21 protein-coding genes are annotated in these 19924 nt (G+C 64.9%); 9 read left to right on the top strand and 12 right to left on the bottom strand.

What is annotated here, in order from left to right; all coding sequences use genetic code 11:
- Positions 1–3: 3 nt before the first annotated feature.
- Positions 4–807 (bottom strand): arginyltransferase, encoded by an 804-nt coding sequence (locus AC1DRD_RS20235; protein ID WP_478032097.1) that lies wholly within the window; start codon positions 805–807, stop codon positions 4–6.
- 325 nt (positions 808–1132) lie between these two features.
- Between AC1DRD_RS20235 and AC1DRD_RS20230 the strand changes: the two genes are divergently transcribed.
- From AC1DRD_RS20230 to AC1DRD_RS20215, 4 genes are read left to right on the top strand one after another with little or no spacing between them, the layout of a single operon-like run.
- Entirely contained in the window at positions 1133–1618 is a 486-nt protein-coding gene (locus AC1DRD_RS20230) for a hypothetical protein (RefSeq protein ID WP_478032099.1), read from the top strand.
- 58 nt (positions 1619–1676) lie between these two features.
- Positions 1677–2288 carry a DNA repair protein RecO gene (gene recO / locus AC1DRD_RS20225; protein ID WP_478042803.1) on the top strand — a complete coding sequence of 204 codons (612 nt, stop codon included), beginning with the start codon at positions 1677–1679 and terminating at the stop codon, positions 2286–2288.
- Between the two features lie 33 nt (positions 2289–2321).
- Complete coding sequence (leuB, locus tag AC1DRD_RS20220; protein WP_478042802.1) at positions 2322–3386, top strand: 3-isopropylmalate dehydrogenase; 1065 nt, start codon at positions 2322–2324, stop codon at positions 3384–3386.
- A complete protein-coding gene (locus AC1DRD_RS20215) occupies positions 3383–4483 on the top strand; it encodes a glycosyltransferase family 2 protein (protein ID WP_478042801.1) in 1101 nt (366 codons plus the stop codon). The genes leuB and AC1DRD_RS20215 overlap by 4 nt, the downstream gene beginning before the upstream one ends.
- A 113-nt stretch (positions 4484–4596) precedes the next feature.
- Here AC1DRD_RS20215 and AC1DRD_RS20210 read toward each other — a convergent pair whose 3' ends face one another.
- The 3 genes from AC1DRD_RS20210 to AC1DRD_RS20200 are packed head-to-tail and all read right to left on the bottom strand — an operon-like array spanning position 4597 to position 10307.
- Positions 4597–6000: an efflux transporter outer membrane subunit gene (locus tag AC1DRD_RS20210; protein WP_478042800.1), complete on the bottom strand. Its 1404-nt coding sequence runs from the start codon at positions 5998–6000 to the stop codon at positions 4597–4599.
- Positions 5990–7129: an efflux RND transporter periplasmic adaptor subunit gene (locus AC1DRD_RS20205; RefSeq protein ID WP_478042799.1), complete on the bottom strand. Its 1140-nt coding sequence runs from the start codon at positions 7127–7129 to the stop codon at positions 5990–5992. The genes AC1DRD_RS20210 and AC1DRD_RS20205 overlap by 11 nt, the downstream gene beginning before the upstream one ends.
- Positions 7122–10307, bottom strand: coding sequence for an efflux RND transporter permease subunit (locus AC1DRD_RS20200; RefSeq protein ID WP_478042798.1), 3186 nt, complete (start codon positions 10305–10307; stop codon positions 7122–7124). Before AC1DRD_RS20200 ends, AC1DRD_RS20205 begins: the two co-directional genes overlap by 8 nt.
- 138 nt (positions 10308–10445) lie before the next feature.
- Between AC1DRD_RS20200 and AC1DRD_RS20195 the strand changes: the two genes are divergently transcribed.
- Complete coding sequence (locus AC1DRD_RS20195; protein ID WP_478042797.1) at positions 10446–11369, top strand: LysR substrate-binding domain-containing protein; 924 nt, start codon at positions 10446–10448, stop codon at positions 11367–11369.
- Between the two features lie 88 nt (positions 11370–11457).
- Positions 11458–11910: a nuclear transport factor 2 family protein gene (locus tag AC1DRD_RS20190; protein WP_478042796.1), complete on the top strand. Its 453-nt coding sequence runs from the start codon at positions 11458–11460 to the stop codon at positions 11908–11910.
- 102 nt (positions 11911–12012) lie between these two features.
- Here AC1DRD_RS20190 and AC1DRD_RS20185 read toward each other — a convergent pair whose 3' ends face one another.
- From AC1DRD_RS20185 to AC1DRD_RS20150, 8 genes are all read right to left on the bottom strand, one after another.
- Positions 12013–13296 carry a phospholipid carrier-dependent glycosyltransferase gene (locus AC1DRD_RS20185; protein ID WP_478042795.1) on the bottom strand — a complete coding sequence of 428 codons (1284 nt, stop codon included), beginning with the start codon at positions 13294–13296 and terminating at the stop codon, positions 12013–12015.
- Positions 13297–13360: 64 nt separating this feature from the next.
- Positions 13361–14023, bottom strand: a complete 663-nt coding sequence (locus tag AC1DRD_RS20180; RefSeq protein WP_478032115.1) for a dihydrofolate reductase family protein — start codon at positions 14021–14023, stop codon at positions 13361–13363.
- Complete coding sequence (locus tag AC1DRD_RS20175) at positions 14016–14486, bottom strand: SRPBCC family protein (RefSeq protein ID WP_478032117.1); 471 nt, start codon at positions 14484–14486, stop codon at positions 14016–14018. The genes AC1DRD_RS20180 and AC1DRD_RS20175 overlap by 8 nt, the downstream gene beginning before the upstream one ends.
- Positions 14483–14974, bottom strand: a complete 492-nt coding sequence (locus AC1DRD_RS20170) for a VOC family protein (protein WP_478042794.1) — start codon at positions 14972–14974, stop codon at positions 14483–14485. The genes AC1DRD_RS20175 and AC1DRD_RS20170 overlap by 4 nt, the downstream gene beginning before the upstream one ends.
- Positions 14971–15753 (bottom strand): VOC family protein, encoded by a 783-nt coding sequence (locus AC1DRD_RS20165; protein WP_478042793.1) that lies wholly within the window; start codon positions 15751–15753, stop codon positions 14971–14973. The genes AC1DRD_RS20170 and AC1DRD_RS20165 overlap by 4 nt, the downstream gene beginning before the upstream one ends.
- 23 nt (positions 15754–15776) lie before the next feature.
- Positions 15777–16493 (bottom strand): DUF1428 domain-containing protein, encoded by a 717-nt coding sequence (locus tag AC1DRD_RS20160; protein WP_478042792.1) that lies wholly within the window; start codon positions 16491–16493, stop codon positions 15777–15779.
- A 25-nt stretch (positions 16494–16518) separates the two neighbouring features.
- Positions 16519–16944: a DoxX family protein gene (locus AC1DRD_RS20155; RefSeq protein ID WP_478042791.1), complete on the bottom strand. Its 426-nt coding sequence runs from the start codon at positions 16942–16944 to the stop codon at positions 16519–16521.
- Between the two features lie 168 nt (positions 16945–17112).
- On the bottom strand, positions 17113–17550 hold the full coding sequence (locus AC1DRD_RS20150) for a VOC family protein (RefSeq protein ID WP_478042790.1): 438 nt from the start codon (positions 17548–17550) through the stop codon (positions 17113–17115).
- Between the two features lie 122 nt (positions 17551–17672).
- On the opposite strand from AC1DRD_RS20150, the gene AC1DRD_RS20145 reads away from it, so the two are divergent.
- The 3 genes from AC1DRD_RS20145 (at position 17673) to cobS (ending at position 19918) form a co-directional block, all read left to right on the top strand.
- Positions 17673–18338, top strand: coding sequence for a winged helix-turn-helix transcriptional regulator (locus AC1DRD_RS20145; RefSeq protein ID WP_478042789.1), 666 nt, complete (start codon positions 17673–17675; stop codon positions 18336–18338).
- 2 nt (positions 18339–18340) lie between these two features.
- On the top strand, positions 18341–18802 hold the full coding sequence (locus tag AC1DRD_RS20140; protein WP_478032130.1) for an SRPBCC domain-containing protein: 462 nt from the start codon (positions 18341–18343) through the stop codon (positions 18800–18802).
- Positions 18803–18913: 111 nt separating this feature from the next.
- Entirely contained in the window at positions 18914–19918 is a 1005-nt protein-coding gene (gene cobS, locus AC1DRD_RS20135; protein WP_478032131.1) for a cobaltochelatase subunit CobS, read from the top strand.
- Positions 19919–19924 lie beyond the last annotated feature (6 nt).

Raw genomic sequence — 19924 nt, 5'->3', positions numbered from 1 at the left:
GTTTCAGACGAACTCGCTGGTAATCGCCAACGCCTGTTCGGCAGGGTGGATTGGCGGAGCGTAATTCGCCTCTTCGTCTTCGAGCAACGACCACCCCGACGGACCGAGCACCTCGATCGGGCGATAGCGCGTCTTGTACGCCATGCGTGCCGATCCCTTCACCCAATAGCCGAGATAGACATAGGGCAGGCCGGCGGCGCGGGCGCGCAATATGTGGTCCATGATGATGAAATTGCCCAAGCCCGGGCGGCTTTCCTCATCGGCCAGGAAGAAGCTGTAGATCATCGACAGGCCGTCGGCCTGCTGGTCGGTCAGGCACGCGCCGATCAACCGGCCGCGTTCGCCATGCAGGCTTGGCTCGCGATATTCGACGACCACCGAATTGACCGGCGATTGCTCGACCATGTCGGCATAATCGCTGTCGTCCATCATCGTCATCCCGCCGCCCGGGTGCCGCGCGCTGAGATAGCGGCGAAGCAATTGGAACTGCTCGTCGGTCGCCCAGGGATTGCAGGCGGTGATTTCGAGATCGGCATGGCGGCGCAGCAATTTGCGCTGGCTCGCATTGGGTTTGAACTCGGGCGCGACGACGCGGACCGAGACGCAGGCCGAGCATCCCGCGCAACTCGGGCGATAGGCGACCGACTGGCTGCGGCGGAAGCCGATCCGGCCGAGCGCGTCGTTAAGTTCGCTGGCGTGCGGGCCGTTGAGTTCGGTGAAGACCTTCCGCTCCTGCCGGCCCGGCAAATAGGGACATGGCGACGGCGATGTCACGAAAAAGCGCGGAAAACGAAATGGCGCGGTCACCGACGAATATGTCCCCTCAGACGCCGGTCCATCCGGCCTCTGGAACGCACTATGAATCGAGTGGGACGTGATGAAAAGCGGCTTTACCAAGAAAGGTGGTTAATGATTCACCAGAATGAGACGAACCGCCTTGCGGATACAGAATACGGCCTCGCGACTCGCGGGCGCAAGGCGGCTCGTCGCTGCTCCGATTCGTTTTGTCGCAAGCTTCGGTTCAGGGAGTCCTGATTAACCGCGACGGCTCTGTTTCAGCGGAACTGAAACGGTTGCGGCACCGGCCCGGCACCGTCTCAGCGTAGCTGCAAGGGACTCTAAGGAGATGATGATGCGTCGCTTGTTGATTGCCGCCCTGATCGTTCCACTTGCCGTCCCCGCGACGGCGCAGCGCGTGCAACCCGTTCTCCCGTTCGCGCCGCGCGGAATCGATTATGTCGAAAGCGTCTGCACCGGTGGATTCGACGGGCGCTATGAGCAGACGCGGATTCTGGCCAATGGCCAGGTGATGAAAGTGACTCGCCGGTCGGATGGCGTGTTGCGGGCGCGGGCGACCAAGGCCGAGGTGAGCAAGATCTGGCGCGAGCTCGACTTCGCGCGCTTCGAGCAACGCACGGTGCCGCCGGAAAAGCCTTATGTGATGGACGGCATCGACTGCGCGCTGACGCGCCGTGTCAACGGCCGCGTCCACACCGTGACCTTGATGCAGCAAAGCCGCACCAGGCCGCGCTATCGCGACTTGGTCCAGGCGCTGGATGATGTGAACGAAATCGGTCGCCGTGCGACCGGGCCGGTGCTGCGGCCGGCGGCGGAATAACGTGGACTGCCTGAGGCTCGGGGTGGCATAGCGCCGCCGCGCGCTCTACCCCGGCCTCATGCACCTTCGCGCGCAAGCCCTGGTCCTGTCGGTCCGCCAGCATGGCGAGCACAATGCCGTGGTGCGCTGCCTGACGCGCGAGGCGGGGATGATCGCGGGCTATGTTCGTGGCGGGCGGTCGCGGGCGCTGCGGCCGGTGTTGCAGCCGGCCAATCTCGTGGTGGGGGAGTGGCGGGCGCGGACCGAGGATCAGCTTGCCGGGCTGACCGTCGAACTGATCCACAGCCGCGCCCCACTTTATTCCGAGCCATTGGCAAGTGCCGCGCTGGAATGGGTGACCGCGTTGACCGCGATCGCGCTGCCCGAAAACCAGGCTTACCCACGGCTTTATGGTGCACTCGACGGCATGATCGGGGCGATCGAGGCGGCGCCCGCCGCGCGCGGCTGGGCGGTGGCATTGGTGCGGTATGAGGATCTGCTGCTGGCCGAGCTTGGCTATGGCCTCGGCCAGTCGCAGACGGTGAGCGGCGAGTCCGGCTGGCCCGAAATCATCGCTGCTTTGACGCTGACGGGCCGCGAGATCGAGGCGCATCTGTTGACCGATCGCCGCGCCGAGGCATTGGCCGCGCGCGCGCGCCTGGTCGAAAGGCTCAAGCGCGCGGTTGCGTGACGGCGTTCGTCCCGGCAAAGGCGAGCGCGTCGAATGAAAGGAAGCCGCGTGCCGTTGATCGCCTTGCTGCCCGGAGACGGGATCGGACCCGAAGTCATTGCGGAAGCGCGCCGCGTGCTCGACGCGCTGGCGCTCGGTCTGACGTTCGAAGAGGCGCCGGTCGGCGGCCAGGCCTATCTGCAGGCGGGCAACCCGCTTCCGGCATCGACGCTTGAGCTCGCCAAACGCGCCGACGCGATCCTGTTCGGCGCGGTCGGCGATCCGCAATTCGATGCGCTCGAACGCCGGTTGCGCCCCGAAGCCGCGATCCTGGGGCTGCGCCGCGAGCTCGGCCTGTTCGCCAATCTGCGCCCGGCCAAGCTGACCCCGGGGCTGGAGGACGCCTCGCCGCTCAAGCCCGAGATCGCCGGCGCGATCGACATGGTGATCGTCCGCGAACTGACCGGCGACGTCTATTTTGGTGAGAAAGGCCGCCGTGTCGGCTTGGGCGGCGTGCGCGAGGGCCATGACCTGATGCGCTATGACGAGACCGAGGTCGAACGCATCGCCCGCGTCGGGTTCGAAACCGCGCGCCGCCGCCGCGGCAAATTGTGTTCGGTCGACAAGGCGAACGTGCTCGAAACCTCGCAATTGTGGCGCGACATCGTCAACGAGGTCTCCGAGGATTATGACGATATCGAGCTGACCCATATGTATGTCGACAATGCCGCGATGCAGTTGGTGCGCAATCCGGGCCAGTTCGACGTCATCGTCACCGGCAATCTGTTCGGCGACATCCTGTCCGATCAGGCGAGCATGTGCGCCGGATCGATCGGCATGTTGCCGTCGGCCTCGCTGTCGAGCTGGCGCTCGAGCCTCGGTATGTACGAACCGATCCACGGATCGGCGCCCGACATTGCCGGCCAAGGGAAGGCCAATCCCTGCGCGACGATTCTGTCGGCGGCGATGATGCTCAGGCATTCGCTCGACATGGCGGCAGCGGCGGACCGGATCGAGGCGGCGGTGGGCAAGGCGATTGCGGGCGGCGCGCGCACCGCGGATCTGGGCGGTACGCTGTCGACCTCGGCGATGGGCGACGCGATCCTCGCCGGCCTGTGAGCGACCTGCTCGACCTCGCGGTCGTCATTCCGACGTTCAACGAGCGTCGCAATGTGCCCGTGCTGGTCGCCAAGCTCGACGAGGCGCTGAAGGACGTCGCCTGGGAAGCGATCTTCGTTGATGATGACAGTCCCGATGGTACCGCGGATGCGGCGCGCGAACTAGCGAGGGTCGATCGCCGCGTGCGAGTGATCCAGCGGATTGGGCGGCGCGGGCTGTCCTCGGCGTGTATCGAAGGAATGCTGGCGACTGCCGCGCCCTTGGTTGCGGTGATCGACGGCGATCTGCAGCATGACGAGACGATCCTGCCGGCCATGGTCAAAGCGCTGCACGAGGATGCCACGCTCGACGTGGTGATCGGGTCGCGCTTCGTCGATGGCGGCGGGACGGGCGAATGGGACAAGGACCGCGTCGCCAAATCGGCGCTGGCGACCAGGCTGGCCCGGCATGTGCTCGAAGCCGATCTCAGCGATCCGATGAGCGGATTCTTCATGATCCGCACAGAGATCGTGCGCAAACTCGCGCCGCGCCTCGCCGCGATCGGATTCAAGATCCTGCTCGACATCATGACCGGGTCGCCGCGCCCGCTCCATTTCCGCGAACTGCCGTACACGTTCCGCGTCCGCACCGAGGGCGAAAGCAAGCTCGATCACGTCGTCGCGATGGAATATCTGATCGCGCTCTACGACCGCATGTTCGGGAACGTCATCCCGGTGCGCTTCGCGATGTTTTCGGCGATCGGCGCGATCGGCGTCGGCGTGCACATGGCGGTGCTGACCTTCGCGATGTTCGTACTGAACGTGCATTTCCTGACCAGCCAGATCATCGCCGCGGTCGCGGCGATGACCGGCAACTTCTTCCTCAACAACGCGCTGACTTATCGCGACCGCCGGCTGAAAGGCGTGCGTCAACTGATCGACGGCTGGATTTCGTTCTGCGCGGTCTGCGCGGTGGGTCTAGTCGCCAATATCGGCGTTGCCGGGTTCCTGCACGATTTCCGCGACAGCGGCTGGGCGGCGTCGGCGATGGTCGGCGTGTTGATCGGCGCGGTGTGGAATTACGCGCTGTCGTCGAAGTTTGTTTGGGGGAGGTATTAGGCTCGGCGCAGTGGAATAGCGGACGCTATTCCGCGCCTCGACGCCGAGCCCGGCCGGCGGCGCAAAGCGCCGACCGACGGCGCGAATTCACTTCGCGCCGGCTCGCCCGCGGATCACTGCGACGCGCTGGCCCCCAATCCCCCGCCCAACGCCCGGAACGTATCGCTAGCCACCTGCAACTGCCGCGCCCGCAGCTGCAACAAGCTACGTTCCGCATCCAACGCCGCGGTCTGAGCGAGTACCACTTCAAGATAATCCGACGCTCCGTCATGATACCGGGTCAGCGCCAGGTCGCGCGTCCGCTCGGCAGCGCGCGTCGCCTCTGCCTGATCGGCTTCGCTGGCGATCAGCAAGCGCTGCGCCGCAAGGTCGTCCTCGACCTCGCGGAACGCCGTGAGGACGGTCTGGCGGTAATTGGCAGCCGCTTCGTCATATTGCGCGCGCGCAATCTTTACGCCGGCGCGACGCTTGCCGCCGTCGAAGATCGACAGGACGGCCTGGAGTGGGCCGAGCGCCCAGAAGGTGCTTGGCGCACTCAGCCAGCTGCCGCCGGCTGCCTCGTAACCGGCCGCACCGCCCAGGGTGATGTTGGGAAACAGCGCGGCGCGCGCCACACCGATCTCGGCGTTGGCCGCGGCGACGCGGCGTTCGGCGGCGGCGATATCGGGGCGCCGCTCGAGGAGGGTCGAGGGAATGCCCGCGGCGATCGTGGGCGGCTTCGTCTGTTGATCGGCCACCGGGATAGAGAAGGTCTCTGGCGCCTCGCCGACCAGCACGGCGATGGCGTGCTCGTCCTGTGCGCGGTCGATCTCGACCGTCGACAATTCGGACTTGGCGCTCGACAGCTGCGTCTGCGCTCGGCTGACGTCGATCCCGGAGGCGATCCCGCCCGAATGGCGTGTATCAGTGAGGTCGAAGGCGCGCTGGTACGACGCGACGGTCTGCTTGAGCAGCGTGATCCTCGCATCGAGCCCGCGCAAATCGAAATAGGTCGAGGCGAGTTGGGTCTGGAGGCCCAGCCGGATGCCATCGACATCGAACGCCGCGGCCTTGGCCGACGCATCGCCCGCGGCGACGCGGTTGCGTACCTGGCCGAACAAATCGAGTTCGTAGGACAGCGAGGCGCCGATCGCCTTGTCGGTGAAGGTGCTGGACCTGCCCGGGCTGTTGGGCCGGTTCGCCGACTGGCGCTGGCGCTCGATGCTGGTCGAGGCGCCGACTTGCGGGAACAGGTCGCCGCGGGCCTGGCGCGCGGCACCGAGCGCCTGTTGATAGCGAGCGGACGCGGCGGCGAGGTCGAAATTGCCCTTGTCGATCCGGTCCTCGAGCGCCGTCAGCGCCGGGTCGCCGAACGCTTCCCACCATTTGCCGGATGGGGCGACATTGCTGCCGGCCGGCTGCCACGGCGCTTCCTTGAAGGCTACAGGCGTGCTGATCGCCGGGCGCTGATAGGTCGGCGCCAGCGAGCACCCGCCAAGCAGCGCCAGCGAGAGCGCGAGAAGACGCCTATTTGCCACCGCGCGCGACCTGCACCTTGTCGCCCGACTGGATCGAATCGGGCGGGTTATCGATTACCTGGTCGGCAGGTGTCAGGCCGGCGCTGATCTGGACGCGGTCGCCCAGGTCGCGGCCGATCGTCACCGTCTTGAGCTGCACCTTGCCGCCGGCATCCAGCACCGCGACCTGGGTGCCATTCTTGCCGATGATCATCGCGCTGGCGGGAAGCTCGACGGCATTGCCCGCGCCGCCGATCGGGAAGGTCGCCTGCGAATAGGCGCCGGGCTTCAATGCGCGGTCGCTATTGTCGGCGAGCAATTCGACCAAAACGGTGCCCGAGCTGGTATCGACGGCACCGGCCGAGCGGGTCATCACCGCCTTGAACGCGCGCCCGGCATATTCCGGGAGGCTCAGCTGGATTTCCATGCCGGGATGGACCTGCGCCGAATAAGCCTGGGGCACTTTCACGAAGGCGCGGATCTTGCTGACGTCCGATACGGTGAACAGTGGCGCGCTGGCGGCGCTGCCGGCGGTGACGAGCGCGCCGATATCGGTCGACCGCGTCGTCACCACGCCGGCGAACGGCGCGGTCAGCCGGGTGAATCCCTGCTGATATTGCAGTCGGCTGACATTGGCGCGCGCGGCGTTGGCGACCGCCGACTTGGCCGCCAGGTCGCCGACCTTCTCGTCGGTTTCCTGCTTCGACACCGCGTCCTTGCCGAGTATCGTCTGCCAGCGCGTCGCGGTGGTCGCCGCCAGCTGCTGATTGGCGCGCGCGGTCTGCAGGTCGGCGCGCGCGGCGGCGAGCTGCTGGTCGACCTCGGGCGCGTCGATCACCGCCAGCAACTGACCCGGGCGCACCGGATCGCCGATATCGACGAACCATTTGCGGACATAGCCGCTGGTTCGCGCATAGATCGGCGCGCTCTGCAGCGCCTGTAGCGTCGCGGGGAGCGTCAGCGCCGTGGTCGCGGCGCTCGGCTTGGCATGGATCACCGTGACCGTCGGGGTCGACTGGTCGTGCGTCCAGGTCGCGAGCTGCGCTTGCGAATGGACGCGGGTGCCGATGCCGATGCCGACCACTGCAATGGCGGCGACCGCGGCGATGATGCCGGTGCGTTTCAGATTGGGGCCGTCGCCGTCAGGCATAGGCTTCCTCCAGCTTGGGAGCCGCGTCCGTCTTTTCGGCGTGGCGCCGATGGACGAGGCTGAAGATTACGGGAACGAACATCAGGGTGGCGAAGGTCGCGACCATCAGGCCGCCGATCACCGCGCGGCCGAGCGGGGCGTTCTGCTCGCCGCCTTCGCCCAGGCCCAGCGCCATCGGCAACATGCCGATGATCATCGCCAGCGCGGTCATCAGCACCGGGCGGAAGCGGACCAGGCCGGCATCGAGCGCCGCCGCGGTCGCGTCGCCGAGTTCGGCCAGGCGTTCGCGCGCGAAGCTGACCACCAGGATCGAGTTGGCGGTGGCGACACCCATGCACATGATCGCGCCGGTGAGAGCGGGGACCGACAAGGTCGTGCCGGTCGCGAACAGCATCCAGACGATGCCGGCAAGCGCGCCAGGCAACGCGGTGACGATCACGAACGGGTCGAGCCACGACTGGAAGTTCACCACGATCAGCAGGTAGATCAGCGCGATCGCGCCGAGCAGGCCGAAGGCGAGGCCCGAAAACGCGCTGTTCATCGTCGCATATTGGCCGCGCAACGTGACGGTCGTCCCCTTCGGCGCCTTCGCCTTCATATCCTTGAGCACGCGATTGATATCGCCGGCCACCGCGCCGAGATCGCGCCCGTTGGTGGTCGCGAACACGTTGACCACCGGTGCGATATTATAGTGCGATACGACCGTCGGCGCGTAGGAGCGGCCGATCGTGGCGATGCCGCCGACGATCTGGCCGGTGCCGGCCGAGCCGGTGACGGGCACGTTGGCGAGATCGCTGATCGATCCGACCTGATATTCGGGCGTCTGCGCCACGACCGGATAGGAGACGCCGCTGGCGGGATCGAGGAAATAGACCGGTGCGGTCTGCGAGGTGCCGGCGAGCGAACTGCCCAGGCTGTTGGTGACGTCGCGCTCGGTCAGGCCATATTGACCGATCCGGCTGCGGTCGACATCGACGTCGAGCTGCGGATAGCGCGCCGATTGCTGGATGCGCGCGTCGGCCACGCCTGGGATCGCGGTGATCCGGCGCAGCACCTCGCGCGCGAAAGCGGCATTGCCGTCCCCATCCTTGCCGGAGATTGCGACGTCGATCGGGGCAGGGGCGCCGAAATTGAGAATCTGGCTGGTGATATCGGCGGGCAGGAACGAGAAGGTCGAGCCGGGGAAATCGTGCGGCAATTGCTCGCGCAGCATGCGGACATAATCGTCGGTCGGCTTATGATCCTTGGTCAGCTGGATCAGGATGTCGCCGTCCTGCGGGCCCACCGTGCCCGAATTGTTATAGGTCGTGTTGATCGAGCTGACCGGCAGGCCGATATTGTCGACTACCGACACCAATTCGTCCGCCGGGATGATCTGACGGATGCGCTGCTCGATCCGGTCGAATTGCGCCGACGTATCCTCGATCCGCGATCCGACCGGGGCACGGACATGGAGCGCCATCTGCCCGGCATCGACCGACGGGAAGAAATTCTCGCCGAGGAACGGCACCAGCAGGAAAGACAGCGCGACGCACGCCAGGAAGCCGATGACGAACGGGCGCGGCTTGGCCAGCGCGCGTTCGAGCAAGGCGCCATAGCTTTTGCGAAACCGTTCGAAGCGCTGTTCGAATCCGCGTTGGAAGCGGACCAGCGGGTTGCGCGAGGCGGGCGTCCCGGCCGCGTGCATGTCGCCGGCATGTGGCTTCAGTAGATAGTTCGCCATGGTCGGCACCAAAGTGCGCGACAGGATGAACGACATGATCATCGCGAACACCACGGCGAGCGCCATCGGCACGAACAGGAAACCGGCGACGCCGGGCAGGAAGAACATCGGCACGAACACGATGCAGATGCACAGCAACGAGACGAACGCCGGTGTCACGATCTGCGCCGCGCCGTCCATGATCGAGGCGAACACCGGTTTGCCCTGTTCGAGGTGCCAATTGATATTCTCGATCGTCACCGTGGCGTCGTCGACCAGGATGCCGACCGCGAGGCTCAGGCCGCCTAAGGTCATGATGTTGAGCGTATTGCCGGTCGCCGCCAACGCGATGATCGCGCCCAGGATCGCCAGCGGAATCGAGATCGCGATGATCACGGTCGACCGCCACGAACCCAGGAACAGCAGGATCATCACCGAGGTGAGCGCGGCGGCGATCGCGCCTTCCTTGATGACGCCTTCGACCGCCGCCTTGACGAACAGCGACTGGTCCCCGATCGGCACGATCTTGAGCGCGCCGGGCAATGTCGCCTGGATGTTGGGCAGTGCGTCCTTGATCCCCTGGACGATCGCCAGCGTCGAGGTGGCACCGTTCTTGAGCACGGTGATCAACACCGATCGCGACCCGTCGACATGGACGACATTGGTCTGCGGCGCCGATCCGTCGCGGACGTGCGCGACGTCGCGCATATAGATGGTGGCGCCGTTCACCACCTTGACCGGGAGGTTGTTGAGTTCCTCGACCGAACCCGGCGCGTTGTTGAGCGCGACGCTATATTGGAAGCTGCCGATCTTGGCGAAACCGACCGGGTTGATCTGGTTCTGCGCGGCGATCGCGTTGCCGACATCCTGCGCCGACAGGCCCTTGGACTGCAGCGCGGCGGGATCGAGATCGACCTGAATCTGGCGCTGACGCCCGCCCGAAGGATAGGGGATCGCCGCGCCCGGTACCGTCACCAGGCCGGGGCGGACCTGGTTCTGTGCCAGGTCGAACATCTTGCCTTCGGACAGACCCTTGCCCGACAAAGCGAGCTGCAGGATCGGCACGGTCGAGGCGTTGTAGTTCAGGATCAGCGGCGGGGTGACGCCCGGCGGCAGCTGCTTGAGCACGGTCTGCGACACGCTGGTCACCTGCGCGGTGGCGGTGCGGATATCGGCGCCCGGCTGGAAATAGATCTTGGTCACGCCGATGCCGGGCATCGACTGGCTCTCGATATGGTCGATATCGTTGACCGTCGTCGTCAGTACGCGTTCGAACGGCGTGATGATACGCCCCGACATCTGGTCGGGCGGCAGGCCGCTATATTGCCAGGCGACCGCGATCACCGGCACGCGGATATTGGGGAAGATGTCGACCGGAGTCCGGATCGCCGTCAACACGCCGATCAGCGCGATTAGAATGGCCATGACCACGAAGGTCAGCGGTCGCGTCAGCGCTATGCGGACGATTCCGATCATCGGCGATTCCCATGCTCGATTGCCGATGGCGGGCTGGGAGGCGCCGTCGGCGATCTGGTGATGGCACCGGTGGCAAGCCGATGCTGCGTTGCGGCGAAGTGGGCGCGGCAATCGCGCCTGTCCAATATTGTTTACGGCATGATTGATATTTCTTACATATCGATCATGGAGTTACGTCACCTGCGCTATTTCGTCCGCGTCGCGGAGGATCTGCACTTCGCACGCGCGGCGAAGCATCTCGGCATTTCGCAGCCGCCGCTCAGTCAGCAAATCCGGGCATTGGAAGACGAACTGCAGGTGCGCTTGCTCGACCGCACCAGCCGCAGCGTCGCGCTGACTCCTGCCGGCAAACTGTTCCTCGATGCCGCGCGGGCGACGTTGCGCCAGGCTGAGCACGCCATGGCGGTCGCGCGCGGCGCGGCGCGCGGCGAGCTTGGCGAACTGGCGATCGGGTTCAACGCTTCGGCCCCCTTCATTCCCGAGATCGCGCGCGCGATCGCCGAATTCCGCCGGCTCTATCCCGATGTGAAGCTGGTGCTGCGCGAGGCGTCGGGACGCGCCCAGGTCGAGGATATCGACGACCGGCTGCTCGACATCGGCTTCATGCGCAGCCGCGAGAAACCCGTCCTGCCGCGCGGTCTGATCGCGCAGCCTTTCCTCCGCGAGCGCCTGTTCGTCGGGGTGCCGCCCGATCATCGGCTGGCCGCGCAGGAAACGGTCGACCTCGTCGATCTGACGGACGAACCAATGGTCTTCTACTCGACCGAACGCAGCCTGTTCACCGGCGAGTTGATGGCGTTGATGCGTGAACGCGGCGTCGAGCCCAATGTCGCGCAGGTGGTGAGCGACGTGTCGACCCTGTTCGGGCTGACCGCGGCTGGGATCGGCGTGATGGTACTGGCGGAATCCTTGTGCAATCTGCAATCGGCGGCATTGGCCTATCGCCCACTGACCGGCGTGACGATGATGCTGTGGCTGGTCCATCACGCCGCCGACCTGACGCTGCCATGCACGCATTTTCTCGAGGTACTCACTCGTCCGGCGAGCGCGATGGAGGCTTAGTGGTGCATCGTTGGCCATGACCTGGCAGGTCATTGCCGCGGTTAGCCGTCCGGCTACTCTTGCCCGCACATTGCGGGGGAGTCATATCATGCGGTCGGCAATCTGGGTCATCGGCATGGTTATGGCCTTGACCGGAGCTTCGGCGCAGACGGGTCCTCAAGGTGCCGATTATCGCGGGTTGCCACGCGATCTCGCTGCCGCGGCAACCGCCTACGATCTCGCGCAATTCAAGGCCAACCGCGCCGAGCTCGAACGGCTGCTCGCCGACGATTATATCCTCGCGGGGTCGAACGGGAAGAACCAGACCAAGGCGCAATATATCGCCGAGGCGACCGCGCCGGGCAGCAGGACGACCTATGTCGCGCTCTCGCTGAAGGTCCGCCGAGTGTGGTCGGATGGCGCCGTGCTCGGCGGGATGGTCGATGCCAAGGGGTTCGATCGCGGCAAGCCGATTACGGCGCATGCTCGCTTCGTCGACGTCTGGGCGAAACGCGGCGGGCGCTGGCGCGTGGTGTTCACGCAGGCGAACGATGTAAAATAGTGGGAAAGCCGGGGACGGCGCGGAGTAAATCCGCGCCGTCGGTCGGCGCCGCGCGCCGCCGGCCGACTTGGCCTCGGGCGCGGAATAGCATCCGCTATTCCGCTAGGGCCAAGTGGAAAACCACATCCAGTGCATGAACGCCTGCTCGCCGGGCAGCGCCGCGGCGGAGATGATCGGGAAGAAATAGACCGCGATGCCGAACGCCAGGATCGCGAACCCCTCATCCCAATGCTGCAGCTTGCCCTTGCCGAAATGCTCGAACGCGGCCGCCAGCGCGATGCACAGGAAGATCGAGGGCAGATAGTAATAATAGAAGAACCCCAGCGACTTGGGGATGATCGCCCAGATCAGATAGCTCGCCAGCCACAGCCCGGCGGCGAACAACAGCCGGGGATCGTGAGACCGCAGCCAACCCCATAGGCAAGCGAGCACTGCCAGCAATCCGCCCCATAGAATCACCGGATTGCCGATCATCAGCACGCCGCGCATCGCCCCGTCCGACGGCTCGTAGAAATACCAGATCGGCCGGATCATCAGCGGCCAGCTCCACCACGCTGACTGGTAGGTGTGGTGCGGCAGGACCTGGGTCTGCTCGCGGTACATCATGTCCTGGAAGGGTAGCAGATCGGCGAGCGTCAGCGGCTGGTCGTGGTAGAAAAAGGCCGGCGCGAAGGTCAGGAAATAGATCGCGATCGATACCAGTCCGAAGACGGCGAGCGCCGGGATCGCGGGAAGTCCCGGCCAGTGCGGCTGATCGCGGCCCGACCACAAAGTCGCGAGCGGCCGTTTCGCTCTCGCCGTGTCGCGCCAGCGTACCGCCAGGAAGCCCATCCCTGCCCAAGCGACATAAGGGACGGCCGCCCATTTTGTACCAACGGCCAGGCCGAACAGCACGGCCGACAGGATCCAGCGCGGCCAGACCTTTCCGGCGGGCGCACGCATCGCCCACAGAATCGCCGCGATTCCCCACAGGGTGAAGGCGGCCAGGAACGGATCGATCATCGCGATCCGCGCTTCGACATAGATCGTGAAGTTGAGCAGCGCGAAGATCGCGCCCATCACTGCCGGGCGCATGCGGCGGTAGAGCAGCCACAGGATCGCGAACACCGCCATCACCGTCGCCGCGCCGGCGATCGTCGAGAAGAAGCGCCAGCCCAGGCTGTTGTCGCCGAACAATGCGATCCCCGCGGCGATGAACTCCTTGGCGAGCAGGGGGTGTTCGGTGTTGACCGGCCCCGACAGGGAAAGCAACGCCCGGGCGGCGGGCACGTAATGGATCTCGTCGAACACGATCTTCGACGGGATCGTGACGCCCCACAGGAACAAGGCTTCCGCAGCCAGCCCGATCAGGATCGCGACGAGAAACGGGCGGGGACGACCATGCATCCCCGCCCGCTTAGCGTGCCGTTCGCGCTTCGGCGACGGCAATTTACGTCCGATCAGGTGGGGATCACCACGTCCCTTCCTGCATCCGACGCTGCCGCTCCGCCTCGCGCGCGGTAGCGATCGGCGGCACCGACGCGCCTTCGGGGATCGGGCCAGCGGGTTGGTAGGTCGCGATGATCGTACCGGACGGCGTGACCTGGTGATCGACCATCTTCAGTGCACCGGCGGGCGTGCCGTCGCCAAACAGCCTTTTGCCGTCGCCCAGGGTCAGGGGGTAGATCATCACCGTCAGCCGATCGAGCAGTCCGGCCGACAACAGGCCGGGATAGACTTCGCTCGACCCCCAGATCATCAGATCGGGGCCGTCGCCCTGCTTCAACGCCGCGACATCGTCCATGCCCTTCAACCGGTGGCTGTTTTCCCATTCGAGCGGCTGATCGCCGCGCGTCAGGACATATTTGCCGGCGTTGGTGAAGGTCTCGCCCAATGTGGCTTCCTCACCTTCGACATAGGGCCAGTAAGCGGCGAAGATGTCGTAGGTCCTTCGCCCGAGCAGCAGATCATAACCATCGAACGTGGCGCCCAGCGTTGCGTCGGCCGCGGGGTCGGGGAATTTGAACTGCCAACCGCCATGCGCGAAGCCGCCGGTGATATCCTCGTTCACCCCGCCTGGTGCCTGCATCACACCATCGAGCGAGACGAAGACGGTGCCGACGATCTTACGCATCGGCCGTCTCCGTCAGTCGCTTGGCGACTTCCTCGAGTTGCTCGGCCATGACCGACCAGCCTTGCTCGAAGCCCATCGCCCGATGCTGCTCGAACGCTTCCTTGGTCCAGTGGCGCGCACCGGCGCGAAAGCGTGTCTTGTCGCCTTCGGGCGTGTATTCGAAGAACCCGACCATGAACGGTCCCTGCGGGATCCAGCCTTCGCGAAAAGCGTCGGTGAAGACGATCTTCCGCATCGGCTCGACCTCGAGATAGACGCCTTCATTGGGCATCACTTCGCCGTTTGGGCCGTGCATCGTGGTCGCGGCACGGCCGCCGGCGCGCAAGTCCATCGCTACCACTTCGGCACGCCAGGGCTTGGGGCAGAACCAGTCGGACAGATGGTCGGTATAGGCCCTCCACGCCGCCTCGACCGGCGCGTCGATCAGGCGTTCGATCGACAGTTCGTATTCGGCGCCGCTCATGCCACCACCTCCCCGGCGCGGGCGCGCTCGATCGTGGCGATGTCGATCTTCTTCATCGTCATCATCGCGTCCATCGCGCGCTTGGCGACGGCGGGATCGGGATCGCTCATGCCAGCGATCAACGCACGCGGCACGATCTGCCACGAAAAGCCCCAGCGGTCCTTGCACCAGCTGCACGCGCTTTCCGCTCCGCCATTGTCGACGATCGCGTTCCAATAGCGATCGGTCTCCTCCTGGTCGTCGGTGAAGACCTGAAAGCTCACCGCCTCGTTGGGGGTGAAGGTCGGGCCGCCGTTCAGCCCGACGAACGATTGGCCGAGCACCGTGAATTCGACGGTCAGCTCGTCGCCTTGCTTGCCGCCCGGAAAATCGGACGCTGCTTTATGCGGGCTTCCGACATGGCTGTCGGGAAAGGTCGCGGCATAGAATTCAGCCGCTTCGCGGGCTTTGCCGTGGTCGAACCACAGACAGGTGGTGATCTTGTTCATTGCCGTTCTCCTGAAACGAAACCGACCGACGCGCCTTGCGGGTCGACCGCGACGATGATGCGCTGGCCGCCGGGGACGTCCATCGGTCCCATGATGACGGTGCCACCGCCTGCCTTCACCTTGTCGACCGCAGCGTCGACATCGGGGATAGCGAAGTAGAAGGTCCATTTGAGCGGCTGCTCAGGACTGGCACGATCCATCATCGCACCCAGTCGCACGTCGCCGCAATCGACGAAGGTATAGTCCCCCATTTCGCCCATCGGCATCGCCTCGGTCGAGGTCCAGCCGAGCAGCGACGAATAGAAGGGTAAAGCTGCTTTCTGGTCGCTGGTGACAAGTTCGTTCCAGCTGCACCGTCCGGGCAATGTGGCCGAGAAGCTGGTGCTTTCCTGGTCGCCCATCGATGGATCGGGAGTCATCAAATAGAAGACCACGCCTTGCGGATCGGCGATCATCGCGATCCGCCCGACGCCAGGCAGGTCCGTCGCGGGCATATGCGTCTTGCCGCCTGCCTGTTCGGTCTGCGCCACGCCGGCATCGACATCCGCGACGTGGAAATAGGCGAACCAGCCGGGACCGGTCGGCGCGCCGTCGGGCAACGTCATCAGCCCGCCGACGCCGGTATCCCCATAATTCAGGATGTTGTAGGGCGTGCCGCCCGCGGGGGAAGGAAAGGTGGTCGTGGTCCAGCCGACGATGTCGCCATAGAAACGCTTGGCGGCCTCGACATCGGTGGTGATCAATTCATACCAGATCGGCATTCCGGTTCGGGTAGCCATCATCTCTCTCCTGTTGATGGTCGTTATTGGTGATCGGCATCCAGCATCGGCACGAAGCCGCCGAAGATCGCGCGCTGCATGTCGAACGCAGGCGGCGCGGCCCGGATGTCGGGATCGTCCATCATCCCGGCAAAGGCGGCATCGCGGGTCGGCTTGTCGGGCCATTCGACCCAGCCGAAAATCACCGTCTCGCCATCCTCGGCCGCGACCGCGCGCTTGAAGTCGGTGACCTTGCCGTCCGGGACATCGGTCCCCCAGCCATCGACGATGCGGGTCGCGCCGCTCTTCAGGAAATAAGCGGAAATGCGCGCGGCATGGTCGGCAAAGGCCTGCTTATCGACCGATGTCGGCGCGACGACGCCGTCGACATAGCCGAAGCTGCCGCCATCGCCGCCATCATACACCGCTTCATAGCCGCCATAGATCATGCGCTGCGGATTGAACGGCATCTCGCCATCGGGCTGCATGCGCTCATCGGCCATCAGTTTCTCGGCGGCATTGTCGCAGGTCGTCTTGTCGGGCCACCAGACCCAGGAGAATACGATATGTTCGCCCGGCTCGGCCTGGACCGCGCGCTTCATGTCGGTGCGCTTGCCGTCGGGGACATCGTCGCCCCAGCATTCGACGGTAGCGGTCGCGCCATATTCGGCGAACACCGGCGCTGCCTTTGTCGCCAAGTCGAGATAGGCCTGTTTGTCACCTTCCTTCACGGGAATGATGAAGCCCTGCACATAGGTCATGATGCCTCTCCTCTTGTTGTTTTGGTCAACGATTCAGGGGCAGCAATGCGCGGATGCGGGAGTCGCGCAGCCACAATCCACCCCATAGCATGATCCCGACATAGACGCCGAACAACGTGTAGCCGAACAGCGGGCTTCCGACCCGCAAATGGGTCGCCACGGCGCCGCCCAGATAGCCGGTCAGCAGGACCGCGCCGAGGAATGCCGTGCGCTGCCAGGCATAAAGCGCGGTCGCGACGCCCAGGATTGCTCCCAGCAGCCGGTAGAAGCCGGACGTGGCGGGTAGCCCCAGCGGCGGACTGTGCGCGATCATCGTCATCGGGGCGATCAGTTTGCCCGCGGCATCGGCACCGAGGCACAGGATGACCAGCGCAGTCAGGATGCGGCCAGTCCATAGCTGGAGGGCGCGCGGGGTCGGCGCCGCCGAAGCGGCTTGATAGGTAGTAGCCATGGCTTCTCTCCTAAAGCTGGTGGTTGCTCACGCGACGATCGGCATGCCGGCGAGCGCCGGATAGTCGAGGATGACGATGCCGGTCACGGCGAACCAGAAAAGGCCGGCAATCCAGGGGCGGAAACGTTCGGGCATCGTAAATCTCCTTTGGGGGGAGGGGCGCGGCGCTCAGGCCGCGACGCCCTCATGCTGATCGGTGGTCGCTGCGGGGAACGCTTCCATGTCCATGTACATCGGCTCGAAGGTGTGGCCGTCGAGGTCCTCGAACGGGCGGCTGTACATGAAGCCCATGTCGTCGGTGTCGCGCGTCTGGCGGCCGCCGGCGGCGATCGCGGCATCGGTGATCCCGTCGACCTCGGCGCGACTGTCGCGCGACAAGGCGATCAGCGCGGCGCTGGTCTGATGCGTGTCGGCGATCTGCTTGGTCGTGAAGGTCCGATAGAAATCGTGACCGAGCAGCATCACATGGATCGCGTCGGACCATACCATGCACGAGGCTTGTTCGTTGCTGAACTGCGGATTCTTCTCGAACCCGATCGCTTCATAAAAGGCAGTTGCCTTGGCGACATCGGCGACGGGCAGGTTCACGAAAATCATCTTGGTCATCTGTTCTCTCCCTAAAGCCGGGGACCGCCAGGGGGCTGGCGAATCGGCTGACTTGACTTTTATGCCGACTACAGTTACAAAAAGCAACCATGAAGTTAGAAAAAGTGACTAAGCTGGAAAAAATGGTGGAAAAACGGTGGTATGACGATGCCTGCGGCACCGCGATGGCGCTCGAATTGGTGGGCGAACGCTGGTCGCTGTTGATCGTTCGCGAGCTGATGTTCGGCGGCCGGCGCTTCGGCGAGCTCAAAGGCGCGCTCAACGGCATCAGCGCCAATGTGCTGACCCAGCGGCTCGAAGGGATGGAGGCCGCCGGCATTCTCCAGAAGCGCAAACTGCCGCCGCCCGCCTCAGTCCAGATCTATGAGCTGACTCGCTGGGGTTATGAAAGCGAAACCGCGATCCAGGAGCTCGGCCGCTGGGCGACGCGCTCGCCCGCGCATGATCCGTCCTTGCCCTTGTCGGCGGCGTCGCTGATGCTGTCGTTCCGCACCATGTTGTCGGCCGAACGTTCGGCGGGCATGGTCGCGAGGATCGGTTTTCGGCTGGGCGATGAGGTGTTCACCACCGAACTCGCCAATAGCAGCTTTCAAGTGGCGCGGACCGAACCAGTGGATGCCGATCTCGTCTTCACCTCGACCCCACGCGGATTTGCCGCGCTGACCTATGGCGGCGTGCCCATCGCGGAAGGCGAGAAATTAGGCTTGGTCACAGTCGAAGGGGACCGTGCGCTCGCCGAGCGGTTCGTCACGCTGTTCCCGCTGCCGCCCAAATGGACCGAGGATTGATCGTGACTGGGCGGACCGACAGCGCCAGCCGGATCATCCGAGCGACGCCCGAGGCGATTTACGACGCCTTCATCGATCCCGAAGCGCAGACGCGTTGGTTACCGCCTGAGGGCATGACGGGGAAATTCGATCGGTTCGAGCCATGGCCTGGCGGGCATTATCGCCTGACGCTGACCTTTACCGGCGAGCACGCCACCGCCGGCAAGAGTTCGGCCGATGCCGATACTGTGGACGGGCGGCTGGTCGAACTGATCCCCGGCGAACGCATCGTCCAGACCGCTGATTTCGAGTCGGACGACCCCGCTTACGCCGGCACGATAACGATGACCTGGTTGCTTCGCGCCGTCCCAGAAGGAACGGTGGTCATGATTACCGCGTCCGATGTACCGCCCGGCATCTCGGCCGAGGATCATGCTCGGGGGCTCGCCTCAACCCTCTCCAACCTCGCAGACTTCCTTGAATAGAGGCAAGCGCGCGCATCTGACGAAGGCGGATTTTCGAACATCGGGTCCGCAATCACGTCTCGACTTCGCCGTACCGCCGCGTCTAGGGAGGGCGCCGCGAAGGAATAGTTGATGACCGATATCCCCAACATCCAGCCCGACAGCCGCCAGACGACATTGCTCGACGCGCCCGACCAGATCAGGAAGGTCCGTGACCTGTTCGGCATCGACAGCGACATGGAAGTGCCCGCGTTCAGCGAGGCCGACGAGCGCGTGCCGGATCTCGACCCCGCTTATGTGTTCGATCCCGACACCACGCTGGCGATCCTGGCGGGCTTCGCGCACAATCGCCGCGTGATGGTCCAGGGCTATCACGGCACCGGTAAGTCGACGCATATCGAACAGGTCGCGGCGCGCCTCAACTGGCCGTGCATCCGCATCAACCTCGACGCGCATATCAGCCGTATCGACCTGATTGGCCGCGACGCGATCGTGCTCAAGGACGGCCAGCAGGTCACCGAATTCCGCGAAGGCCTGCTGCCCTGGGCGCTGCAGACGCCGACCGCTTTGGTGTTCGACGAATATGATGCCGGCCGCCCCGACGTGATGTTCGTGATCCAGCGCGTGCTCGAGACCGAGGGCAAGCTGACTCTGCTCGACCAGAACCGCGTGATCCGCCCCAACCCCTATTTCCGGTTGTTCGCGACCGCGAACACGGTCGGCCTGGGCGACACCAGCGGCCTTTATCACGGCACGCAACAGATCAACCAGGGTCAGATGGACCGTTGGAACATCGTCGTGACGCTCAACTATCTGCCCGCCGCGGTCGAGGCGCAGATCGTGCTCGCCAAGTCGGGCGAATATGACAAGCCCGACGGCAAGCAGGTCGTCGACAACATGGTCCGCGTCGCAGATCTGACTCGCAAGGGCTTCATCAACGGCGACATCTCGACCGTGATGAGCCCGCGTACCGTGATCACCTGGGCGCAGAACGCGCTGATCTTCGGCGATGTCGGCTTCGCGTTCCGCTTGTCGTTCCTCAACAAGTGCGACGAAGCGGAGCGGGCGCTGGTGGCGGAATATTATCAGCGCGTGTTCGGGAAAGATTTGCCCGAGAGCGTAGTGGCGAAGGCGTAACAGCGA

The organism is Sphingomonas sp. P4_G2 (genome assembly GCF_056401155.1).
This window is presented reverse-complemented; position numbering and strand designations above follow the sequence as displayed.